At 67.6% G+C, this 20,410-nt stretch carries 19 protein-coding genes and 1 tRNA gene; 6 read left to right on the forward strand and 14 right to left on the reverse strand.

Going from position 1 to position 20,410, the window contains the following annotated elements; genetic code table 11:
* Positions 1 to 19 precede the first annotated feature (19 nt).
* Positions 20 to 694, forward strand: coding sequence for a TetR/AcrR family transcriptional regulator (locus tag ACTHMF_RS09365; RefSeq protein WP_440317219.1), 675 nt, complete (start codon positions 20 to 22; stop codon positions 692 to 694).
* On the opposite strand, the gene ACTHMF_RS09370 is transcribed toward ACTHMF_RS09365, so the two are convergent.
* Genes ACTHMF_RS09370 through ACTHMF_RS09400 form a run of 7 tightly spaced genes read right to left on the reverse strand, consistent with a single transcriptional unit; the run spans position 681 to position 7,296 of the window.
* A complete protein-coding gene (locus ACTHMF_RS09370) occupies positions 681 to 1,424 on the reverse strand; it encodes a GolD/DthD family dehydrogenase (RefSeq protein WP_314146614.1) in 744 nt (247 codons plus the stop codon). The two genes, ACTHMF_RS09365 and ACTHMF_RS09370, sit on opposite strands and share 14 nt — an antisense overlap.
* Positions 1,425 to 1,426: 2 nt before the next feature.
* Positions 1,427 to 1,888 (reverse strand): ribose-5-phosphate isomerase, encoded by a 462-nt coding sequence (locus tag ACTHMF_RS09375; RefSeq protein ID WP_314146615.1) that lies wholly within the window; start codon positions 1,886 to 1,888, stop codon positions 1,427 to 1,429.
* Positions 1,885 to 3,615 (reverse strand): dihydroxyacetone kinase family protein, encoded by a 1,731-nt coding sequence (locus ACTHMF_RS09380; protein WP_440317220.1) that lies wholly within the window; start codon positions 3,613 to 3,615, stop codon positions 1,885 to 1,887. Before ACTHMF_RS09380 ends, ACTHMF_RS09375 begins: the two co-directional genes overlap by 4 nt.
* Before the next feature lie 8 nt (positions 3,616 to 3,623).
* Entirely contained in the window at positions 3,624 to 3,779 is a 156-nt protein-coding gene (locus ACTHMF_RS09385) for a hypothetical protein (RefSeq protein WP_440317221.1), read from the reverse strand.
* Positions 3,780 to 3,806: 27 nt separating this feature from the next.
* Complete coding sequence (locus ACTHMF_RS09390) at positions 3,807 to 4,676, reverse strand: substrate-binding domain-containing protein (protein ID WP_440317222.1); 870 nt, start codon at positions 4,674 to 4,676, stop codon at positions 3,807 to 3,809.
* Between the two features lie 53 nt (positions 4,677 to 4,729).
* On the reverse strand, positions 4,730 to 5,725 hold the full coding sequence (locus ACTHMF_RS09395) for an ABC transporter permease (protein ID WP_440317223.1): 996 nt from the start codon (positions 5,723 to 5,725) through the stop codon (positions 4,730 to 4,732).
* Positions 5,722 to 7,296, reverse strand: a complete 1,575-nt coding sequence (locus tag ACTHMF_RS09400) for a sugar ABC transporter ATP-binding protein (protein ID WP_440317224.1) — start codon at positions 7,294 to 7,296, stop codon at positions 5,722 to 5,724. The genes ACTHMF_RS09395 and ACTHMF_RS09400 overlap by 4 nt, the downstream gene beginning before the upstream one ends.
* Positions 7,297 to 7,440: 144 nt before the next feature.
* Here ACTHMF_RS09400 and ACTHMF_RS09405 point away from each other — a divergent pair, with 144 nt between their 5' ends.
* The 5 genes from ACTHMF_RS09405 (at position 7,441) to ACTHMF_RS09425 (ending at position 12,322) form a co-directional block, all read left to right on the forward strand.
* Positions 7,441 to 8,388, forward strand: a complete 948-nt coding sequence (locus ACTHMF_RS09405) for a sugar-binding transcriptional regulator (RefSeq protein ID WP_440317225.1) — start codon at positions 7,441 to 7,443, stop codon at positions 8,386 to 8,388.
* The gene (locus ACTHMF_RS09410; RefSeq protein ID WP_440317226.1) at positions 8,385 to 9,779 is read left to right on the forward strand and encodes an FGGY family carbohydrate kinase; all 1,395 of its coding nucleotides are present in this window, start codon (positions 8,385 to 8,387) and stop codon (positions 9,777 to 9,779) included. Before ACTHMF_RS09405 ends, ACTHMF_RS09410 begins: the two co-directional genes overlap by 4 nt.
* A 181-nt stretch (positions 9,780 to 9,960) precedes the next feature.
* The gene (locus ACTHMF_RS09415) at positions 9,961 to 11,301 is read left to right on the forward strand and encodes a NucA/NucB deoxyribonuclease domain-containing protein (RefSeq protein ID WP_440317227.1); all 1,341 of its coding nucleotides are present in this window, start codon (positions 9,961 to 9,963) and stop codon (positions 11,299 to 11,301) included.
* 4 nt (positions 11,302 to 11,305) lie between these two features.
* Positions 11,306 to 11,890 (forward strand): SMI1/KNR4 family protein, encoded by a 585-nt coding sequence (locus tag ACTHMF_RS09420; protein ID WP_440317228.1) that lies wholly within the window; start codon positions 11,306 to 11,308, stop codon positions 11,888 to 11,890.
* A gap of 358 nt (positions 11,891 to 12,248) precedes the next feature.
* Positions 12,249 to 12,322 (forward strand) — tRNA-Gly (locus ACTHMF_RS09425).
* 282 nt (positions 12,323 to 12,604) lie between these two features.
* Here the strand turns inward: ACTHMF_RS09425 and ACTHMF_RS09430 are convergent.
* The 7 genes from ACTHMF_RS09430 to ACTHMF_RS09460 form a co-directional block, all read right to left on the reverse strand.
* Positions 12,605 to 13,942 (reverse strand): NosD domain-containing protein, encoded by a 1,338-nt coding sequence (locus tag ACTHMF_RS09430; protein WP_440317229.1) that lies wholly within the window; start codon positions 13,940 to 13,942, stop codon positions 12,605 to 12,607.
* Positions 13,943 to 14,014: 72 nt separating this feature from the next.
* A complete protein-coding gene (locus tag ACTHMF_RS09435; protein WP_440317230.1) occupies positions 14,015 to 15,217 on the reverse strand; it encodes a NosD domain-containing protein in 1,203 nt (400 codons plus the stop codon).
* Positions 15,218 to 15,522: 305 nt separating this feature from the next.
* Positions 15,523 to 16,437, reverse strand: a complete 915-nt coding sequence (locus ACTHMF_RS09440; RefSeq protein ID WP_440317231.1) for a carbohydrate kinase family protein — start codon at positions 16,435 to 16,437, stop codon at positions 15,523 to 15,525.
* Positions 16,434 to 17,414, reverse strand: coding sequence for a glycosyl hydrolase family 32 (locus ACTHMF_RS09445; protein WP_440317232.1), 981 nt, complete (start codon positions 17,412 to 17,414; stop codon positions 16,434 to 16,436). Before ACTHMF_RS09445 ends, ACTHMF_RS09440 begins: the two co-directional genes overlap by 4 nt.
* Positions 17,415 to 17,429: 15 nt before the next feature.
* Positions 17,430 to 18,476: a LacI family DNA-binding transcriptional regulator gene (locus ACTHMF_RS09450; protein ID WP_314146646.1), complete on the reverse strand. Its 1,047-nt coding sequence runs from the start codon at positions 18,474 to 18,476 to the stop codon at positions 17,430 to 17,432.
* A gap of 43 nt (positions 18,477 to 18,519) precedes the next feature.
* Complete coding sequence (locus tag ACTHMF_RS09455; protein WP_314146647.1) at positions 18,520 to 19,359, reverse strand: carbohydrate ABC transporter permease; 840 nt, start codon at positions 19,357 to 19,359, stop codon at positions 18,520 to 18,522.
* A complete protein-coding gene (locus ACTHMF_RS09460; protein WP_440317233.1) occupies positions 19,356 to 20,213 on the reverse strand; it encodes a carbohydrate ABC transporter permease in 858 nt (285 codons plus the stop codon). The genes ACTHMF_RS09455 and ACTHMF_RS09460 overlap by 4 nt, the downstream gene beginning before the upstream one ends.
* Positions 20,214 to 20,410 lie beyond the last annotated feature (197 nt).

Raw genomic sequence — 20,410 nt, forward strand, 5'->3', positions numbered from 1 at the left:
ATTCAATAGCATGGGAGGCATGGAGTCAAGCACGCCCCCTCCCCGCTCCCGGAAACCGCCGGAGGAGCGGAGGGAGGAGATCCTGTCCGAGGCGGCGGCCATCGCCCTCGACGAGGGGCTGGAGCGGATCACCCTGCGTGCGGTCGCGACCCGCCTCGGCGTGCGCCCCGGCCTCATCTCGCACTACTTCCCCGCCGCGGAGGACCTGGTCGACGAGGCCTTCGTGCGCGCGGCGACGCTGGAGCGCGAGCGCTTCTTCCCGGACGCCGGCTCACCTCTGCAGCGGCTGGCCCACTTCGTCCACCACATCGAGACCGGCGCCTCGCTCCCGCTCGCCCGCCTGTGGCTGAACGCCAGGCACCTCTCCCGCTTCACGCCGAGCCTGGAGGAGACGCTGCGCGAGCAGGACGCCCTCGACCGCGCCCGCCTGCGCGCGATCATCGAGGACGGCATCGCCTCCGGCGACTTCGCCGCCGTGGACCCGGAGGCGGCCAGCATCCGCATCCTGATCGCCGTCGACGGCGGCGGCTCCTACGTGAACAGCACCGACGACCTCAGCCACCCGGCGTACATGCACTTCGTCGCCGACGTCGCCGAGTGGACACTGGACCTCGCGCCGGGGACACTGAGGACGGTCGCGCTCAGCGGAGCGAACGTGGAGGACACCGCTGAAGGCGGTTTCAGACCGCGGTGAATCCCCCGTCGATCAGCACGTTCGCACCCGTGATCATGGCAGCGTCGGGGCCCGCCAGGAAACCGATCAGCGCCGCGACCTCCTCGGGTTGCGCGAAACGGCCCGCCGGAATCGCGGCTTTGGCCCTCTCGCCCTTCTCGCCGGCCCAGGCGGCCTTGCCCAGCGGTGTTTCGACGACCGTCGGCGAGACCGCGTTCACGGTCACCCCGCCGCCGGCCCACTCCAGCGAGAGCACGCGGGTCAGCCCGACGATCGCCGCTTTGCTCGCGCAGTAGGCCGCGTGCTGGTCGAGGCCGATCACGGCGGCCTGGGACGCGAGGCTGATGATGCGCCCATAGCCCTCGTCCAGCATCACCGAGCCCGCCGCCTGCGCCATGTAGAAGCTCGCGCTCAGGTTGACGTCGATGGTCGCCTGCCAGCGCGCGGGAGGCACATCGACCGCCGGGTCGAGCAGGGCGATCCCCGCCGAGTTGACCAGGATGCTGGGCGCTCCGGCCGTCTGGACGACCTCGGCGATCACGTCAGCCGCGGCGCCATCGGCGGTGAGATCCTGAACGATGCCGTGGTGTCCTTTCCCGGGCAGTTCCGCCATCAGCTCGGTGACGCGTTCGCCGAGGTCGACGCCGACCACGAGCGCCCCGCGTTCAGCGAAGTGTCGTGCGACGGTGAGCCCGATCCCGCTCGCGGCCCCGGTGACGACTGCGACGTCGTTCGAGAAGCTGTTATCCATGGCTATTCCTCATATTCCTTGATCGCATCGACCTTGGCGGCCGACGGGCTTGTCGGGTCGAATCGGTATGCGAGCCACTCGCGGGCGAGACGGCGGGCGAGTTCCAGCCCGATGACCCGCTGCCCGAAGCACAGCACCTGCGCGTCGTTGGAGAGCACGCTGCGCTCGACCGAGTACGGATCGTGCGCCGTCACGGCGCGGATGCCGGGTACCGTATTGGCGGCGATGGCGACGCCGAGACCGGTGCCGCAGACGAGCAGCCCGCGGTCCGCGGATCCGTTCGCGACGAGCCGGGCGGCCGCGACGGCGATGTGCGGATAGTCGGTGCGACCGTCGGCGGTGACCCCGACGTCGACCACGGACGCGACCCGCGGGTCGGCCTCCAGGTCGCGCATCAGGGTGTCCTTGTAGGCGTAACCGGCATCGTCGCTGCCGACGACGATGCGCAGTCCGGCGGCGGTCATCGCCCGGCTCCGCTCTCCTCAGCAGAAGTCGGGCGCCCGACGATGCGCGCGAGCGCTTCGACGATCGCGGCGAACGACGTTGCCCCGGCGTCCGGAGTTCCGACGCTCTTCGCCGCCAGCGGCCTGGCGCGTCCGATCCGGGGCGTGAGCGCCGCCGTCGCCGCTGCGGCGTGGGTCGCTTCCCGCGCGGCGAGCGACCAGGCGTGGGCGAGCGGGCGGCCCCTCTCGACCTCGGTGCGGAGGATGCCCGCGAACGGTTCCAGCGCATCGACGATGGTCTTGTCGCCCCGCTGCGCCCGGCCGAGCTCGGTGATCGCCGCGGCGAAAGCCTCCACCGCCGCCGCCGCATCCTGCGCGGTGTAACGGTCGCGCGTGTCGGTCAGGACATCGCCGGCAGCCGAGAGCCCGGCGCCCCAGAGGACGCCCGAGGTTCCTCCTGCCTCGGCCGCCCATGCCCGGCCCGCGCGCCGCAGGAGCCAGGAGGGACCGCCCCGGACACCCGACACCGCGCGCAGGGCGGCATCGGCCCCCTTCACCATTCCGCGCCCGTGATCGCCGTCGCCCGCCACGGCGTCGATGTCGCCGAGCCGGGCTTCGTCCGCGTGCATGGTCTCGGAGACGGCGTGCACGGCCGCCGTGACGATGGCGCCGATCTCGGCGGCGGCTGCAGTCGCGACCGGGGGAGCGTCCGATTCGGCGCTGTCGGCCACGATGTCCACCGGGCGCAGGCCGCGGAGAGCATCGTTGTGCTTGCGATAACCCGGCGCATACGCGTCGGCGCGCCAGAGCATCTCCAGCTCATCGCTGAGCCGCATCAGCGTGAGCGAGCATCCGCCCATGTCCAGGCTGGTGACCAGCTCGCCCACCTCGACATCGACCGGCTCCAGCCCGGCCTCGCGCAGCAGCGGGCCGACCGAGCCCCAGAGCAGGAAGAGCTCTTCGTACTTGGTCGCCCCGAGGCCGTCGACGATCACGGCGACGCGCGTCGCCGCGTCGTCCTCGGCCGCGGAGAGGACCCCGTCGACGAGCAGGCCGGCGAGATCGTGGGCACGCTGAAGCGGGACGTCGCGGATGCCGGGCTCGCCGTGGATGCCGAGGCCCACCCCCATCTGCCCCGCCGGCACGGTGAACAGCGGTTCCGTCGCGCCGGGCATCGTGCAGCCGGAGAACGCGACCCCGAACGACCGGGTCGCGCGATTCGCCTCCCTGCCCACCCGCTCGACCTCGTCCAGGTCGTAGCCGGCCGCCGCGGCGGCGCCCATCGCCTTGAAGACCGCGAAGTCGCCGGCGATGCCGCGACGATTGGCCTCAACAGGTGCGGAGGCGACGTCGTCGGTGACCAGCACGATCCGCGTGTCGATGCCCTCGCGCCGCAACCGTTCCGCGGCGATGCCGAAGTTCATCACGTCCCCGGCGTAGTTGCCGAAGGTGAGGACGACGCCGCGGCCCTGGTGCGCGGCCTTCGCCACGGAGTAGACCTGCGCCGCCGACGGCGAGGTGAAGACGTTGCCGACCACGGCGCCCGACGCGAGGCCCGGTCCGACGAGACCGCAGAACGCCGGGTAGTGGCCGGAGCCACCCCCTACAACGACCGCGACGATCGGTGCCTCGCCTCGGTGCGCGACGGCACCGCCTGGCACACCGCGAAGGCGGTCGGAGTAGATGTCGAGGAATCCGGCGAACTGCTCGTCAGCGAAATCGGCGGGGTCGTTGTAGAGGGTGGTCATCGTCTGCCCTAGTCCTTCTTCTGGCCGGGAAGGCCTTCGTAGGCGATGTTCCCGTTCGCGAGGTTCTCGTCGACGAGGGCCGGCAGCTTCTCGAGGAACGCCTTCTGATCGGTCACCACGTTCTTCAGGGCGCTGTCGACGTTCTCGGAGGTGATCGCCGGCATGGTGTAGACCGGCTCGTTGTCGACGTCCTACGCGCGCACGAGCTTCGCGGCGACGGCCAGCCCGGTGGCGAGCTCGACGGTGCCGTGCTGCAGCGACGTCCCGATCATGTCGCCGGACTTGACCGCATTCAAGCCGTCTTCGATACCGTCGATGCCCACCACCTTGACGTCGGCGAGGCCGCCCTCGCGGAGCGCTTGGATGGCGCCGAGCGCCATGTCGTCGTTCTGGGAGATGACGCCGTTGATCGTGGACCCGAACGCCGAGACCCAGTTGCTCATCTTGTTGACCGCCTCGTCGCGCTTCCAGTTCGCGGTGTCCTTCGCGAGCACGGTGATCTCCGGGTGCTTGTCGAGGACGTTGGCGATACCCTTGCCGCGGTCGATCTGGGGGGAGCTGCCGAGCGGTCCCTCGAGGATGACGACGTTGCCCCCCTTCGGGCCGAGCGCGTCGACCATCTGGTTCGCCTCCTGCTCGCCGGCGGCGACGTCGTCCGGCTGGACGCTCGCGTCGAGCGAGGCCTCGGAGAGGGCCGTGTTGACGGCGATCACCGGGATGTCCGCGGCATCGGCTGCCGCGACCTGCGGCTGCAGCGAGTCGGCCTGGACGGGCACGATGATGATGGCGTCCACCTTCGCGCTGATGTACTGGTCCATCTGGTTCGCCTGGGTCGCCACGTCCCCGCCCGCCGAGTTCCACTGGAGGTCGATGTCGTTCGCCGCGGCATACGCTTCCATGCCCTGCTTGCCCTGGGTGATGAACGAGGACATGTCGTAGACGGTCACGCCGATCGTGATGGTCTCGCCTCCTGCCTCTCCGTCCCCTGCTCCGCAGCCGGTGAGGCCGAGGGCCGCCGCTGTCACGACCGCGGCGCCGACGAGGTGTTTCCGCTTGTTCATGTGTTCCTTCTCCTTCGAGGGATGTGATTGGTGACGGATGAGTCCGGGATCGGTCATGGGCGGCGTCGGGCGGCCCAGACGTCGACCGCGACGGCGGCGACGATGATCACGCCTTTGATGACGTTCTGCCAGTACGCGGGCACGAGGAGCAGGTCCAGGCCGTTGTTGATGGTCTGGATGAGCAGCAGGCCGATGGCGGTCCCCCACACGGTGCCGCGTCCGCCCATGAGGCTGGCCCCGCCGATCACGACCGCGGCGATGGCGTCGAGCTCGTACCCCTGGCCCAGGTTGGGGGCGCCCGTGATGACACGCGATGACAGCACCAGTCCGGAGATGCCGGCGAGCAGGCCGCTGATCGCATAGACGCTGAACAGCACGCCGCGCGAGCGCACTCCCGCGATCTCTGCTGCCAGGCGGTTGCCGCCGAGAGCGTAGATGCGCAGTCCGTAGCTCGTTCGCTTCATGAGGAACGCGAACCCCAGGATGGCGACGATCATGAGCACGACCGGGACGGTGACCCCGAACACCTGCGTGTTGGCGAAGACGCCGAAGAAGGCGGGGAGACCGTTGATCGGCGCGCCGTTGCCGATGACGTAGGCGATCCCGGACGCGAGCGTCAGCATGCCGAGCGTCGCGATGAACGGGGGCACGTTCAGACGGCTGACGACGAGGCCGTTGACCGCTCCGGCGACCAGGCCCGTGAGCAGTGCGGCGACGAGGGGGAGGAACGGACTGATCCCCACGTGCTTCGCCGTCCACGCCGCGGCCATCGCACTCGCGGCGATCACGCTGCCGACGGACAGGTCGATGCCGCCGGTGAGGATGACCAGGGTCTGCCCCAGGGCGATGAGCGCGAAGGGGGCGGCGGCGATGAGGATGGTGGCCAGGTTGTCCGGTGTCGCGAACCGCGCACTGCGGTAGGCGAAGAAGGCGACGATCACCAGCATGACGACGACCATGATGTGACGGATCAGGAAGTCCGCAAGCGCTGCCGTCCACGGACGTGCGGCGGTCTGCGACGTCGCGGTGCCGGGGCTCTGGCTGGTCATCGGGCTGTCTCCTCGGTGGTGGCGGGGCGGTCCGACGGCGCGTCCTGGCCGGACGCGAAGCGGAAGATCGTGTCCTGGACGCCAGGATCGGACAGTTCGGGGCGGCAGATCTCCGCGACGACGGTGCGATCGCGAAGCACCAGCGCGCGGTGCGACAGGCTCAGAATCTCCGGCATGTCGCTCGATGCCATGACCACCGCCATGCCGGCGGCCGCCAGGTCCGTGATGATGCGGTAGATCTCGCTCCTGGCACCGACGTCGACGCCCCGGGTCGGTTCGTCGAGCAGCAGGACGTCGACGGCTCCGGTCAGCCAGCGACCGAGGACGACCTTCTGCTGGTTGCCGCCGGACAGGTTCTCCATGCGCTGCCCGAGGCCGTCGCTCTTGAGCCGGATCGAGCGCATGACCGCATCGATCGCGGCACGCCGTGGCGCGCCGCGCAGGATGCCGGACCGCGAGAACGCGGCGACCCGCGGGAGCGTCGCGTTGTCGAGCACGCTCAGCGAGAGGACGGCACCCGCGCCTTTGCGGTCCTCCGGCACGATGGCGACGTTGCTCTGGATCGATGCCTGCGGTGCGCCTCGGCGGAGTACCCGCCCGTTGACGGTCACCGTGCCGCGTTCGGGGATGCGGAGCCCGTAGATGCACTCGATGAGTTCGGTGCGGCCGGCGCCGACGAGGCCGGCGAGGCCCAGGATCTCGCCTCGGCGGACCGTGAAGCTGATCGGTGCGCTGCCGGCACTGATCACGAGGTCGTGGACGGAGAGGGTCTCCGCGGTCCCCACGCTCGGCAGATCGGGAAAGAGCGTGTCGAGTTCGCGGCCGATCATGGCGGCGACGATTCCGTCGTCCGTGATGTCGGCTATCGCGGCGTCCGCGACCAGGCTGCCGTCGCGCAGGACGACGACCCGGTCGGCCATTGCGCGGATCTCCTCCATCTTGTGCGTCGTGAAGAGGATGGCGACGCCCTGGTCGCGGAGGCTGCAGACGACCTCCGCCAGCAGGGCGACCTCGCGCTGCGGGATCGCGCTGGTCGGCTCGTCCAGGAGGAGGACGCGGGCTCCGCGCGAGGTGGCCTTGACGATCTCGATGATCTGGCGGACGCCCACCGGGAGGCCGCCCATACGTCGGGACGGGTCGATGTCGATCCCGAAGGCGCCCAGCCGTTCCCGCGCCTCGCGCGCCATCGCCCGGCGGTCGAGCGTTCGAAGCGGGGTGCGGAGTTCCCGGCCGACGAAGAGGTTCTCGTACACCGTCAGCTCGGGGATGGACGCCAGCTCCTGCGGGACGATCGCGACGCCGAGAGAGCCGGCGGCGCGGATGCTGCCTGCGGACAGCTCGTCCCCGTCGATCCGGACGGTGCCCTCGTCTGGTCGATACTGGCCGGAGGCGATCTTCATCAGTGTCGACTTCCCCGCACCGTTCTCTCCCGCCAGCGCCGTCACCGTTCCCGGCAGAAGCCGGAGATCGACGCCCCGCAGCACGGGAATGCCGCCGAACGACATCCGGATGCCGGAACAGACGAGCGCCGCGCTCGCGATCGCGGCTTCGGGAGACGCGAGTGACACCATCAAGCTCCTTCGGTTCCGGACGGGCGGCGGGGTGAGCCGTCGACGGGAGCGTATGATGGTATTTCTCATCTTTGCAAACCTCTGCTCAGGTGAGCAATTCTTGAGCGATACATGCACATCGTCGTGCAATCGATGGAGGCACAGGTGACACGACCAGAAGGCCCGGCCCGGCGCGTGCAGATCGCACACATCGCGACAGAGCATTACCTCCGCGGCCGGACGCGCATCGAGATCGCCGAGGCGACCGGCCTCAGTCGCTTCAAGGTGGGCAGGCTGCTCGAGGAGGGCATCGCATCGGGAATCGTCCGCTTCGAGATCGTCAGCCCGTCCGGAGTGCGCCTGGATCTGTCCGTCGAGCTCCGCACCCGCTTCGGACTCGACCACGCCGTCGTCGTGGACGTCCCGGTGGACACGGCGGAGGCGTTGCAGAGCTCGCTCGGAGAAGCGGCGGCGGAACTCCTCCAGGAGATCCTCTCGGAGGACGATGTCCTCGGGCTGACCTCCGGGCGGACGCTGAACGCGATGGCCAGGAGACTCGAGCAGCTGCCGTGCCACCGGGTCGTGCAGCTCGCCGGAGCCGCCGGGCCCATCCTGCAGAACGGGCTCGAGGTCATGCGCCGGCTGAGCACCATCCCCGGGGTGCGCCCGCACCCCATCTACTCTCCCTTGGTGATGAGCGACAGGCAGGCGGCAGCGGGGGTCCGCCGTCAGCCGGACGTCCGGCAGACCTTCGAGCAGTTCGACCGGGTCTCGGTCGCCGTCGGCGCCATCGGCTCGTGGCGTCCCCGGAATTCGCTCATGATGGAGAACCGGGCACTGACCGACCTCGACCGCGAGCGAGTGCTCCGTCGCGGCGTCGTCGCAGAACTGGCCGCGACGCTCGTCACCGACGCCGGGACGGTCGTGCACGATCTGGACGCCCGGTGCATCTCGATCACGGAAGCGCAGCTGAGGGCCGTCCCCACCGTGATCGCCGTGGCGGGCGGCACGACGAAGACCCGGGCGATCCGGGCCGTCCTCAATGCCCGGCTCCTGTCCGGCCTCGTGACCGACAGCGAGACCGCCGAGCGACTGATCGGAGCCCGGCGATGAGCGCACCGCTGCTGGTCGCGGGTGTCGACTCGTCGACGCAGAAGTGCAAGCTCCTCGTCGTCGATGCGGCGAGCGGGCGGATCGTCCGCCGCGCGTCTGCGCCGCACCCGGACGGCACCGCCGTGGCACCCGGGAGATGGTGGGACGCCCTCATCGCGGCGACATCCGGGATGCTCGACGGTGTCGCCGCCCTCTCGGTGGCCGCACAGCAGCACACGGCCATCTTCCTCGACGCGCACGGCGAGTCGATCCGCGACGCCATCCTGTGGAACGACGTCCGTGCGGCGGATGCGGGCCTGGCGCTCCGGGCGCACTGGGGCAGCGAGCGCTGGACGACCGAGATCGGGCTCGTGCCGACGGGGGCGCATCCGGTGGCGAAGCTGCGCTGGCTGCGCGACAACGAGCCGGGGAACGCCGCGCGGCTCACCCACGTGCTGCTCCCGCACGATTGGCTCACCTGGAACCTGCTTGCCCGGCCCGCCGAAGCCACGACCGATCGCTCGGACGCGTCGAGCACCGGCTACTGGTCTGTCACGGGGTCCGGCTACAGCTCCAGTGCCGCCGAGCTCGCGTTCGGCCGCCCGATCGCGTCCCCGCGCGTGCTCGGGCCGCGCGAGCGTGCCGGCACCACCCGAGCGGGCCTCGTGCTCGGGGCCGGGTGCGGCGACAATCCGGCGGCCGCGCTCGGCCTGTCCGCCGGCCCGGACGAGATCATTCTGTCCGTCGGCACCAGCATGACGGCGACGGCGGTCTCCGCCTCCCCGCTGCACGACCCCGACGGTGTCGTCGACGACATGGCGGACGCGACCGGGCGGTTCCTGCCCATCGTCACCTCGCTCAACGGTGCGCGGGTCCTCGTCGCCGTCGCACGCCTGCTGAGCATCGACCTCGACACCTTCGACGAGCTCGCTTCCCTGGCGGCCGGGGACGCGGAGGGGCTCTGCCTGCTCCCGTACCTCGACGGCGAACGCCATCCGCACTTCCCATCGTCGACCGGGGCGCTCCTGGGCGTCACCCGATCGAATCTGCGGCCGGAGAACCTGGCTCGGGCTGCCGTTCTCGGCGTCGCCGCCGCGGCCGCCGACTCGATCGCACACCTCCGCCGCGCCGGGGTCACGGCGGACCGGGTGACCATGATCGGAGGCGGTTCCCGTTCACGTTCCCTCCGTCAGGCCGTCGCCACCCTGACCGGACTCGTCGTCGTCCACCCGCGTTCCGAGGAGTACGCCGCGTACGGGGCGGCCCGTCAGGCGCACTGGGCCCTGACCGGCCGGCTGCCCGATTGGCAGCGCGACGACGGCAGTGTGACCGGGCCGGATCCGGACGCGTCGTGGCGTGCCGAGGTGCTGGAACGCCACGTGGACCACGGCGCGCGCCTCTTCGGCGGTTGAGCAGGCCGGCGCCTGGGGTCAGGAGGTCGCGGGCGTCCGAACGCGGGAGGAGTTCCGCACAGTCCGAGGTACTCGCCTGACCCCTTCACGGGGGTTGGCCGGGTGATTCCACTCGGGAGTAGGAAGGGAGCTGTCCGTCCCAGCCGGGGACGGGGGGCAACCCGGCAATTGCAAACTCTTCGTGGGGGAGGGCATTTCCATGCGCCAAAAACGTCTCATCGCCGCGTTCGCGACTGCGCTGGTCGCGGTCATCGGCATCATCGTTCCCGCTAGCGCCGCATCAGCATCATCGCCGTACGATTCGCAAACGCAGTCAACGCTCGTCAGCCTCAATAACGCTATGCAGTTCTACGCGCTACTGGGGGATGGGACCTACAACGGTGTCTCCGCTGCCATCCTGCAGTCCTACGGGTATACGCCCGGTTCGACAACGCACGTTGAGATCTACGTGCTGTCCAATGGGACGCAGTATTGGGCCGTGGGTCAGGACACCCATGCGGGCACCCAACTGCTGGTCGTCAGCACGTCCGGATCGTTCCTCGGGCACACCGGGACCGGGGTGGGGCCAGCGTCCGTTCAACCTCCATCGCCGCCGAGCACGGCTGGTACGACCATCAAGACAACATCACAGATGCCCGACATTTCAGCGCTGGGCGCCGCTCTTGCCGCCGCATCCGTCACCGCGACGGACGTGTGTGACACGGTTTTGGTGATGCCGGGGACCCATGCTTTCGGGAGTTCATTGTCGGATCAGTACATCGAGTGCATCAGTGCGGCTCAGACTTCGGGGGCGACGGCGACCACGGCTTTCCAGGCGATGCTCACCGTTGGAGGGGTCGCCGCGATCGCGGGCGCAGCAGCCTGGATCGTCGGGGATGGCACACAAGCGCCGGCGAAGCCTTCATGGGCGGATGGGACGAACACCACCCCGCCGGCCACGCTGCCTGGACGTCCCTCGACTCTTCCGAACTACTGGAACACTCCGTCCGTTGCGTCCGTCATCGCGTCGAAGAACGCCGCCCTGACCACTGCGCAGGCGCAGGTGTTGGCAGACACCTGCGTGGGTCAGATGGCTGGTGCGTTGAAGGGGGACCCGTACGCTCAGTGCGAGAACACACCGATCTTCGCGTCCGGTCGATCCGATGTGCCGCAGGCCTCCGATCATGATGTGTCCGCCATCACCTCGTACCCATCCTGGGCGATGCTGAACTACTTGCCGTCCGCAAGTCAGACCGGCTCGCGAAGCTGGTACGCGGGGCTGCCCGCTTGCGCTGGCGTCGTGTCCGGGGTCACTTCATGCGACGAGTATCCGTTCTGGGCGTCCGCGCAAGGCGGACCGAACTCTGTTCCGCAGCCCAGCCTCGCGGTGATCGACAGCGGACAGAACAGCCTCCAGGGAAGCAAATATGGTGGATTTGTGAGTGCCTGCCACCTGAATTCGGGAGACGCGTTCATTTCCGCACCGATGCCATCGTGGGTGTCCTCAGCAATCCCGACTCTCGCGGTCTGCAACGGCCACTGACAACGTGAGTACCGATTCGGTGATCCGGGCGCTCGACGCGTATGAGGCCGAGTTGCGCCGTATCGGCGCTCCGGTGGCCAGTCATCTGGCGCCTGGGATCTCTGAGACCGCGATCCGGGAGCTCGAGCAGCGTTTCGGCGTCGAGCTCCCGGATACGGTTCGCGCCATCTGGCGCTGGCACAATGGCGTCTCTGCCGCGAAAGGAGCGCGCGGCACGGATGCTCGCCGGATGCTTGTTCCGTACCGTGCCTTCGGAGATCTGGAGTGGTCCCTGTCGTTTGCCGACGATTTTGTGCGGCAGGTCGCAGCGGGCAACCCTGCATCAGAGTACGCCGGGCGTCGCCTCGTGAGCCTCCTGATCGGGAATGTCGGCGTAGTGATCGATGTGACCCCAGGGGTGGAACCACTTACGTACATCAACGACCCCATGAGCTGGTCGCTGTCCGACTATCCGGCTTCGACGATCACCGAACGTGTGGACCGGTGGGCTCGAGCAGTCCGCTACGAAGCCTGGCGCATCGGCGCGCAGGGCGAGTGGATCGTCGACCTCGACCGCTACCCGGCGGCCGAGCAGAGGAACACGTTGTAACAAAGGGGCCAGGCAGTGTCTTCGAGGTGTTGCCAGGCCTTGGCCTGGCTCGCGAACGACCCGCAGGGGGAGGAGGCCGGCGCCACGGGTGATGCCTGTCGCGTAAGCATCTCTCCGAGGCTCGGCGGGACAAACGGACCGCCCAGAGCACTCCGCTCGTGGTCTGCCCCCGTCGTGTCCGTCAGAAACGATCCGGCTGGGACGTGCGACGCACCACGTCCTCGCTCTCGTCGCTCTCGTGCCGGCGAGCGCTCCCATCCCACGCCGTCAGTAAACGGTGGGTTTGGCCAAAGACCGTTGACCGGGTAGTGTGGGCGGCAGCCTCACATCCCAGTGTTTTACTGGGATTCCGGGCCGCGCGAGTGTAGTTCAATGGTAGAACCTCAGCTTCCCAAGCTGATAGCGCGGGTTCGATTCCCGTCACTCGCTCCAATGTCAGTTCTTGGGCTACGTGGGCCCCTTGCTGTTCTCGCGTGTAGGTGGCGTACTTCAGGCCGCCTGTCACATTTCAAGCCTGCTGTCGTATTTGCCGGTCTCGGCGGCTGGTGCCGAGTTTGCGAGCAGATGTCGCCGTCCGCGGTGACTGTCGCAGGCTGCGACGAATCTCGCGGGCTGGCCCGGACGCCGCCCCCGCGTTCACAGCCAGCCAGCCAGCCAGCGTTCTCGATCGAGAAGTACGCGATCGGCGCCTCCTCGAAGCAGGCGCCGCCTCGGTCAACCGATCGTAGGCGTGGGCCGGAATGCGTTGGCCGCTGCATCCAGCGCGATCTGCACGGCGGTACCCGAATCGAGAATGGTGTTGGAGGTGGAGGCTGGCTCCACGACGACGGTGAACACGTCCAGGGTTTGGCTTGCTGCTGTGGCGAGCAGCGCGTCCACCTGGGCATCGAACGCCGATTCTCCCGAAGTGGCGCGAACATCCAGTGCGACCACGTGGTTGCTTGCGAGGTAGTTCCCACCACCCTCCACGAGCCGGACAATCACCGGGGTGGCTCCCTCCGGACGCAGCTTCAGCGAGTCGACGACCTCGGAGAAGTGGTTTCCGATGACCGAGTTGTTGCTGCCTTCGATCAGGAGCAGCCCGAAAACGTCGTCGCGTCCGTTATCCACATGGAGGAACGGCGCCCACGGTTCTCGGTCGCGCAGCAGATGGTTAGAGGCGATGAGGTTCTCGGATGCGTTCGCTTCCAGGATCACCATTCCCGGATAGAACGAGTGCAGGCGGTTGTTCGTCACGCTGGAGCGGGTGACGCTCTTGAGGTGAACGCTGCTGTGCCCGCGTGGGAACACATTGTTCGCCGTGACCAGCAGGCCGCCGTGGTTCTCTGCGTAGATCGAGTAACCCTTGGGCCCCGCGCCGATCAGGTTGTCGGTCACCTTCGATGCTTGGCCCCAACCGCGTAGCTCGATGCAGTTGCCGCTTTCGGCAATGAAGTTGTCATGGATGGAAAGCGCGTCGGCGTTGTAGATCGTGAGCGCATGCTCGAGGTACACGAATCCCATGCCGTTGAATCGGAAGGAGTCGTTCGCGCTGGCGACGTAGACGCCGGTCTTGCCGTTGACGTAGGTGTTCTCGGGGTGCAGGTCGGAGCCGTCGGCAACGAAATGGAGCCCGTCGATGCAGAAGTTCGAGAACTCCACGGAGCTGATCCGCGGGCTCCCTGTTCTCTTGACCAGGAATGCGGCTCCTGCGGACTGTTCTTCCCCGCTGCCGGCCGCCATATCGACGATGATGCGGCTGCCGCCGGGCCACAGCTCGTGAAGATCCGGCCATTCGTCTTCCGGAACGTTGAACCGGATGCTCGAGGAGGTGAAGCCGTGTCCCGACCCTTCGATCCGAAGAAAGCTGACGTCGATCAGCACCTGAGTGCGGAGGCGGTAGTCCCCCGGCGGGATGTAGATGACTGCACCCGGCTTGCCGCCGTCTCGAGCGTCCGAGTCACTCTGACGCTGTTTGATGTCGGCGATGATGCTGTTGATCACTTCACCGATGTCTTCGGCAACGTTCCCGACAGGCCAGGCGGTCACATCGTAACGGGTGGTGCTTGACATGGGTCCTTCCAATGGTGTGGGGCTGGTCCGAGCTCGGTGCGAGGCGATTGTCGCGCCTCGCACCCCCGGAGGTCACGGCGTGGGACGGAATCCGTAGCTTGTCGAATTCGCGAGCAGTTGCGCCTCCGTTCCGCTGTCGAACACGTGGGAGTTGGTGGTTCCCGCGTCGAGGACGACGGTGTGCACATCGAGGTTGGAGATGATGTGGTTGGCGCCGATGTAGTTCTGGTCGCCATTCCTGATTCGGAAAATGGCGGCCGTTCCACCTGCCGGCTTGACCTGCTCCGGCGGGATGATCAGCGTCACATGGTTGGCCGTGATCGTGTTCCCGTCGCCGTTCACCTGGACCACCCCGAAGTCGTCGTCCAGCCCGTTGCCGACACCGATGAACGGGCCATAGGTCTCCACCTGGCGCTCGAACACGTTCGAGCTGATCAGGTTCTCCTTGCAGTTGCCCTCCAGGGTGATGCTGCCCGGGTAGAACGACTGGAGGCGGTTGGCGGAGATGTTCGACCGGAACGAGTTCTTCAGGTGCACGGAGTCGATGCCTCGCGGGAAGATGTTGTTCCCGGTGATCAGCAGCCCGTTGCTGTTCTCGGCGAAGATCGTGAATCCGACGGGGCCGGCACCCAAGTGGTTGTCTTCGATCTTGCTGGCCTGGCTTCCGCCCATGATGAACACGCACGTGCCGCATTCGGCGATGAAGTTGCCCGACACGTCGAGCGCGTCCGGCCCTTGGATCAGGAGGGCCCGCTCGAGGTAGACCATGCCCATACCGCGGACACGGACGGAGTCGTTGTCGGTTGCGAACCGGATCCCGATCTTGCCGTTGCGATAGGAGTTCTGATTACTCCCGAACGAGACGCCGTCGAGGCAGAAGTTCTCGAAGGCGATGGCGCTCAGACGCGGGTTGCCGTTGCGGGCGACGAGGAACGCTTCGGCATTGCCGTCGGTGTTCTCGACCGTGATGTGGCTTCCGCCGGGGTTCAGTTCCTTCCAGCCGGCGGTGTCTGAGTTGTAGCGGATGGAGAGGGAGGTGAATCCGTGTCCTGAACCGCGGATGGTGAGGAAGCTGACGTCGACCACGACTCGCGTCTTCAACGAGTAGGTGCCCGGCGGAACGTAGATCACTGCTCCGGGCTTGTCGGCCGGGTTGGTCTGGCGTCGTGTGATGTCCGCGATGATGCTGTTGATGACGGCGCCGATGTCGTAGTGCGGGTCGACCGGCTTGCCGGGAGTTTTCCAGTCAGTGACGTCGTAGACGTTGGATTCCATCAGAATTCCTTTCTCTGCTCATGCAACTTCGCTGTTACAGAAGGCCGACCGGGACTCGGCGAGGAGGAGAAGGCTGCTTCTCCTGCGTGGGTGGCGGCGTGTCAGCGGCCGCGGGCTTGGTGCTGATGAAGGTGAGCGTTGCTATCGCTGCAGAAGTGGCGGCGGTCTGAACCACCGCGCGGCGACTGGGCTGCATCTTCTCCGCCATTGGAGGCCCCTTTCGTTTGGCAAATCGTTTTGGCGCTTCGCGGGCGGCTCAGCGTAGCGAGGAGTTCGTCCGGGTGGAAGAGCCGGGATGCGTTTCTTCAGGCGATGGGCGTTGCAGCTTCGAGGTCGGCGAGGGTTGGCAGGTCGGCACCGGTCCTCGAGACGGTGATGCCGGCCAGGTGCGCCGCTCGTGCGCCCACCGAGAGAAGCCGTCCCTCGCTGACCGGCCGACCGTCCCATCCACCGTCTTCGGCGGTGAGCGACCAGATCAGAGCGGCCATGAAGGAGTCGCCGGCGCCGACGGTATCGGCGACCGCGACACGAGTGGGCGCGATCTCGGCTCGATGCTCGCCGCTTGCAAGCAGGGCGCCCCTGCTTCCGCGGGTGATGCCGACAACCGGGATCCCGCTGTCGATGAGCCGGTCGACCACGTGCTCGATGGACTTTCCCGGGAAGAGGAAGTCCGCGTCCTCGTCGCTGAGCTTGGTGAGATGGCTTGAGAGCGTCAGTGCCGTGAACTGGGCGCGAGCGTGGTCCCGATCGGCGATCAGCGACGGGCGCACGTTCGGGTCGAAACTGACGAGTGCCCCCGCCGCTCTGGCACGGCGGACGATGTCTCGCGTGACATCAGATCCGGGCTCGAGGAACGCGGCGAGGGAGCCCGTGTGAACGATGGCCGGGTTCCGGAGGTCGTCGAGATTCCGCGGCTCCCAGTCGAGAGCGAATCGATACGTGGCCGACCCGTCCGGTCCGAGCGTGGCGATGGCGCGAGAGGTCGGCCGGTTCGTTGTGGACTCTGGCGTGAGCATCACCCCGGAGTCCGCCAGATGCCTGCGGATGAGTTCACCATCCGCGTCCTCGCCGATCGCGGTGTGGAGACGCGTGACCATGTTCAGTCGCGCGAGACCGAGAGCCACGTTCGCCGGAGAGCCCCCCGGGTGCCGGCTGACCGTGGTGTCCCTGACAACCTCGTCGACGAGAGCTTCGCCGACGACGAGCGCTCCTGGGCTCACGATCCCACTCGCAGCCGCTCGGCCGGTGCTGCTTCGCTTCCGTGAAGCCTCAGGCGCCCATCGACCCAGCCGACCGGGCGCGGGTCGGAAATCTCGCCGACCCAGCCGCCGTTGTCGTCGTCGTTGCGGAAGGCCAGAAGCTGCCACGTGCCAGAGCGGTCTTGAACGAGGCGCCCAACATAGAGCTGCTCGTCGGTGAGGCGATACGACCGAGCAGTGTCGAACGGCCCGGTGGGTGAGTCGGTCGGAAACGCCCACACTCCCCCGAGCGGATCCTGTGCGCGCCGGGCGTGGGAGAGCTCGGAGCCGAGGCAGGAGAAGAGACCGATGGGCTTGCCGTCGACGTCGATGGTCTGGACGACCTCGAGGTGGCCGAAGCCAGCACCCGGCTGTGAAAGCGGGGGCTGCACGGTCCACGTCGTCAGGTCGGGCGATGTCGCGTGACCGATGACCCCGCGGTCGTCCGGGTCGCCGTGGTTGGCGCGTGCGGTGATGAGCATGTGCCACTCCCCGTCGTGCTGGAACACCCACGGGTCCCGCCACGCCTGGTCCGGCCACTGGCGCGTGTCGATGGTCTCGTACCAGCGAGCGTCGGGCTCGATGACCTGTCGTCCGGCTTCGCGGCGCCACGTGAAGAGGTCGTCCGACACCACGGAACTGATGCGCTGGGCGAGTCCGCCCTCGCTTCGGCTGACGGCGGTGTAGAACATCCGCCAGGTCCCGTCGTCCTGGCGCACGACCGAGCCGGTCCAGGTGGCGAGGTCGTCGAAGGCGGGCGAGTCATCGGGGATCACCGCATCGGCGTGTTCCGTCCATGTGGTGAGGTCCGTCGATGTGGCGTGTCCGATGGTGGCGCGCCAGTGCCGGCGATTGGGGTCCAGGAGCGCGCGGGACGCCTTGAGGAAATAGAGGTGGTAGTGGTCGCCGTCGTCGGCGATCCAGAAATCCCACACCCAGGAGGCGGCGAGACGAAGCATGCGGGCGGGTACCTTTCAGTCGGCGCGTGGCGAGGCGACGGACCCGCGGGTCACCAGCGGGCAGTCGAGGAGTGTCGGCTTGTCGGCGAGGAGCCGGTGCTCGGCTTCGCCATGAAGAAGATGGACCAGCGTCTCCACCGCCCATACGCCCATCTCGTAGTGCGGGAGGGCGACGGTGGTGAGACCTGGGAACAGGTTCGCTGCGATGAGTTCCTGGTTGTCGAATCCGACGATCGAGAGATCGCGGGGGATGTCGAGCCCCAGCTCTGCTGCGGCCCGGTAAGCGCCCATCGCCATCCGGTCGTTGTAGCAGAACAACGCCGTCGGCCGGTCGCTCCGGCTCAGCATCTCCCGCGCGAGCTCGTATCCGGGGAGCGTCTCGGACGGCGCCGATGCGGTGAGCGTCGCATCGAACGGGATGCCGTGCGTGTCGAGGACTTCCCGGTACCCGGCGAACCGAAGGTGGGTAGCGGGGACATCGTCGTCGTTGTTGAGGAAACCGATCCGGGTGTGCCCGGCGTCGACGAGGTGACGGACGGCAGCCACCGCACCGCCGATCTCATCGGGGACGACGGCCGGCACAATGCCCGCTCGATCCGTGGAGTCGATGAGGACGGCCGGAAGGGCTTGAAGGTTCGGCGGAAGCGACACTTGGCGGTGATACATGGTCGCGTAGAGAACGGCATCGACCTGGCGATCCAGCAGCGCCTGCACGTCGTCGCGGTGGGAGGTTCCGCTCGACTCTCGTTCCGTGTTGATGATCACCAGCGTGAGGTCGTGCTCGCGGGCAGCATTCTGAGCTCCGAGGATGATCCGTCCCGCGTGCGGTGTCGTGGCGATCTCCTCACTGAGGAGCCCGATCAAGCCCGACCTGTTCGTGCGGAGCGCTTGCGCCGCCCGGTTCGGTCCGTAGCCGAGGGTCTTCGCCGCGTGCCGCACTCTCGCCCGTGTCTCTTCGGCGACGCGGGTGTGCGGGGTCTCGTTGAGCACATGCGAAACCGTGGTGACGGAGACTCCCGCCAACTCTGCAACGTCTCGAATGCTCGAACTCTTCACTGCCACAGCGATTCCTTCCCCCTCATGGTCATCCCGTTCACCAGCCACCTCAGCCCTTGACCGCCCCAAGCGTCAGCCCGGCGACGATGTGCCTCTGCAGCAGCAGAGTGAGCAGGATGACGGGAATGGAGTAGAGCACAGCGAGCGCTGTCATCGAGCCCCAGTCAAGTCCGAACTGGGTCTGGAAGTTCGCGATGACGATCGGCGTGGTCTGGGATCGGACCGCGGTGAGCAGCAACGCGAAGAGGAACTCGTTCCAGCTGGCGAGGAAGGCGAAGATCGCGGTGACCGCGACGCCACCCGCGGTGACGGGGATGACGACCCGCCAGAGCGCGCCCAGCCTGCTGTTCCCGTCGATCTTCGCCGCCTCTTCCAGCTCGCCCGGCACCGCCTCGAAGAAGCTGGACATGAGCCAGATCGACAGCGGAAGCGAGATCGTGGTGTGGGCGATCGCCAGCGCCAGTGACGTGTCCGAGATGCCGAGGTTGCGGAAGATCGAGATCATCGGAACGCCGATCACGATCGGAGGCACCATGCGGGCGACCAGCGCGAGGACGATGAAGATCCTCCCCGTCCTGGTCCGGAACCGCGTCACCGCGTAGGCCGCGGGGATCGCGAGCACCAGGGAGATGAGCGTGCTCAGCACCGCCGTGATGATGCTGTTGATGAAGGAGGCGAGTACCCCGTCGCGCGTCAGGGCCGAGATGTAGTTGTCCACCGTCCACACGCTCGGCAGCAGCTTCGGGGGGACCGAGATCGTCTCCAGCGGCGTCTTGAACGACGTGAACAGCATGTAGACGAACGGGAAACCGTACAGCACGACGACCGCGATCAGGATCAGCCAGAGCAGGGCGCGGGAGCTCAGGCGGCGCGCTTCCAGTCCGTTCATCGCTCCGTCTCGCTTCCCGGTCGCCAGATGGTGAGGATCGCGAAGAGGGCGACGGCGAGCATCGCGATCAGGTAGAGGGTTCCCATTGCGCTGGCGAGGCCGGGGTCGCCGAAGCGGACCATCGTCCGGTAGATCAGCAGGGACAGCGTCTCGGTGCTCTGCTGCGGTCCGCCGTTGGTCTGGATGACGATGACGTCGAAGGCACGAGCCGCGTCGATACCACGGACGATCAACGCGACGGCGATCACCGGCCGGAGCAGCGGGATGATGATGCGGAAGAGGATCGTGGTGTACCGGGCGCCGTCGAGCCGCGCCGCCTCGATCACATCCCCGGGAATGTTCTGCAGCCCGGCGAACAGCACCAGCGTGATGAACGAGGTGGTGAGCCAGATGTCGGGGATCGCGACGGAGAACAGTGCGATGTTCGGGTCGCTCAGCCACTGGATCTGGTCGCTGGAGTGGATGATCCCCACCGTCTTCAGCAACTCGTTGACGATGCCGAAGTTGTCAATGAGCAGGAACCGCCAGAGCAGACCGGCGACGATAGGGGCGATCATCAGCGGGTAGAGGAAGATGGTGCGGAACACCCGCGAGGAGTTGCCGAGCGAGGTGAAGAGGAGCGCCACTAGCAGTCCGAGGACGAACTCGAAGGTGACCACGATGACCGTGTAGAGGATGGTTCGCCATACGGCGTTGGTGAAGTCGGAGCTGGTCAGCGCGGTGACGTAGTTGGCGAACCCGACGAACTCTCGGGGTCCTCCCGCGATCGGGCTGATTCTGAAGAAGCTGTCGCCGACGAACTGCAGAAGCGGCCAGGCGATGAAGATGGCGAGGAACAGTCCGGCCGGCAGCATCAGGAGCGCTGCGAACCGCCGGTCGGCGGTGCGGAGGGATCGGTTACGAGGAGAACGGGGTGGGGGGGCGCGGGCGCCGCCCCCCCCCCCCCCCCACACCTTTCTAGGGCCTGGGCCCGGGCCCTATGGGGGCGGCGCCCGGGCGGCGGGGGAGCGCCGGGGGGCCACCCCATGTGGGTCATACGCCCCCGGCCCCG

The sequence above is a fragment of the Leifsonia sp. genome, from assembly GCF_051955155.1.
GTDB lineage: Bacteria > Actinomycetota > Actinomycetes > Actinomycetales > Microbacteriaceae > Leifsonia.

Coding starts and splice junctions, on each gene's coding strand:
- ACTHMF_RS09365 (WP_440317219.1), top strand. CDS start 20: ATGGAGTCAAGCACGCCCCCTCCCCGCTCCCGGAAACCGCCGGAGGAG.
- ACTHMF_RS09370 (WP_314146614.1), bottom strand. CDS start 1,424: ATGGATAACAGCTTCTCGAACGACGTCGCAGTCGTCACCGGGGCCGCG.
- ACTHMF_RS09375 (WP_314146615.1), bottom strand. CDS start 1,888: ATGACCGCCGCCGGACTGCGCATCGTCGTCGGCAGCGACGATGCCGGT.
- ACTHMF_RS09380 (WP_440317220.1), bottom strand. CDS start 3,615: ATGACCACCCTCTACAACGACCCCGCCGATTTCGCTGACGAGCAGTTC.
- ACTHMF_RS09385 (WP_440317221.1), bottom strand. CDS start 3,779: ATGCCGGCGATCACCTCCGAGAACGTCGACAGCGCCCTGAAGAACGTG.
- ACTHMF_RS09390 (WP_440317222.1), bottom strand. CDS start 4,676: ATGAACAAGCGGAAACACCTCGTCGGCGCCGCGGTCGTGACAGCGGCG.
- ACTHMF_RS09395 (WP_440317223.1), bottom strand. CDS start 5,725: ATGACCAGCCAGAGCCCCGGCACCGCGACGTCGCAGACCGCCGCACGT.
- ACTHMF_RS09400 (WP_440317224.1), bottom strand. CDS start 7,296: ATGGTGTCACTCGCGTCTCCCGAAGCCGCGATCGCGAGCGCGGCGCTC.
- ACTHMF_RS09410 (WP_440317226.1), top strand. CDS start 8,385: ATGAGCGCACCGCTGCTGGTCGCGGGTGTCGACTCGTCGACGCAGAAG.
- ACTHMF_RS09430 (WP_440317229.1), bottom strand. CDS start 13,942: ATGTCAAGCACCACCCGTTACGATGTGACCGCCTGGCCTGTCGGGAAC.
- ACTHMF_RS09435 (WP_440317230.1), bottom strand. CDS start 15,217: ATGGAATCCAACGTCTACGACGTCACTGACTGGAAAACTCCCGGCAAG.
- ACTHMF_RS09445 (WP_440317232.1), bottom strand. CDS start 17,414: ATGCTTCGTCTCGCCGCCTCCTGGGTGTGGGATTTCTGGATCGCCGAC.
- ACTHMF_RS09455 (WP_314146647.1), bottom strand. CDS start 19,359: ATGAACGGACTGGAAGCGCGCCGCCTGAGCTCCCGCGCCCTGCTCTGG.
- ACTHMF_RS09460 (WP_440317233.1), bottom strand. CDS start 20,213: ATGCTGCCGGCCGGACTGTTCCTCGCCATCTTCATCGCCTGGCCGCTT.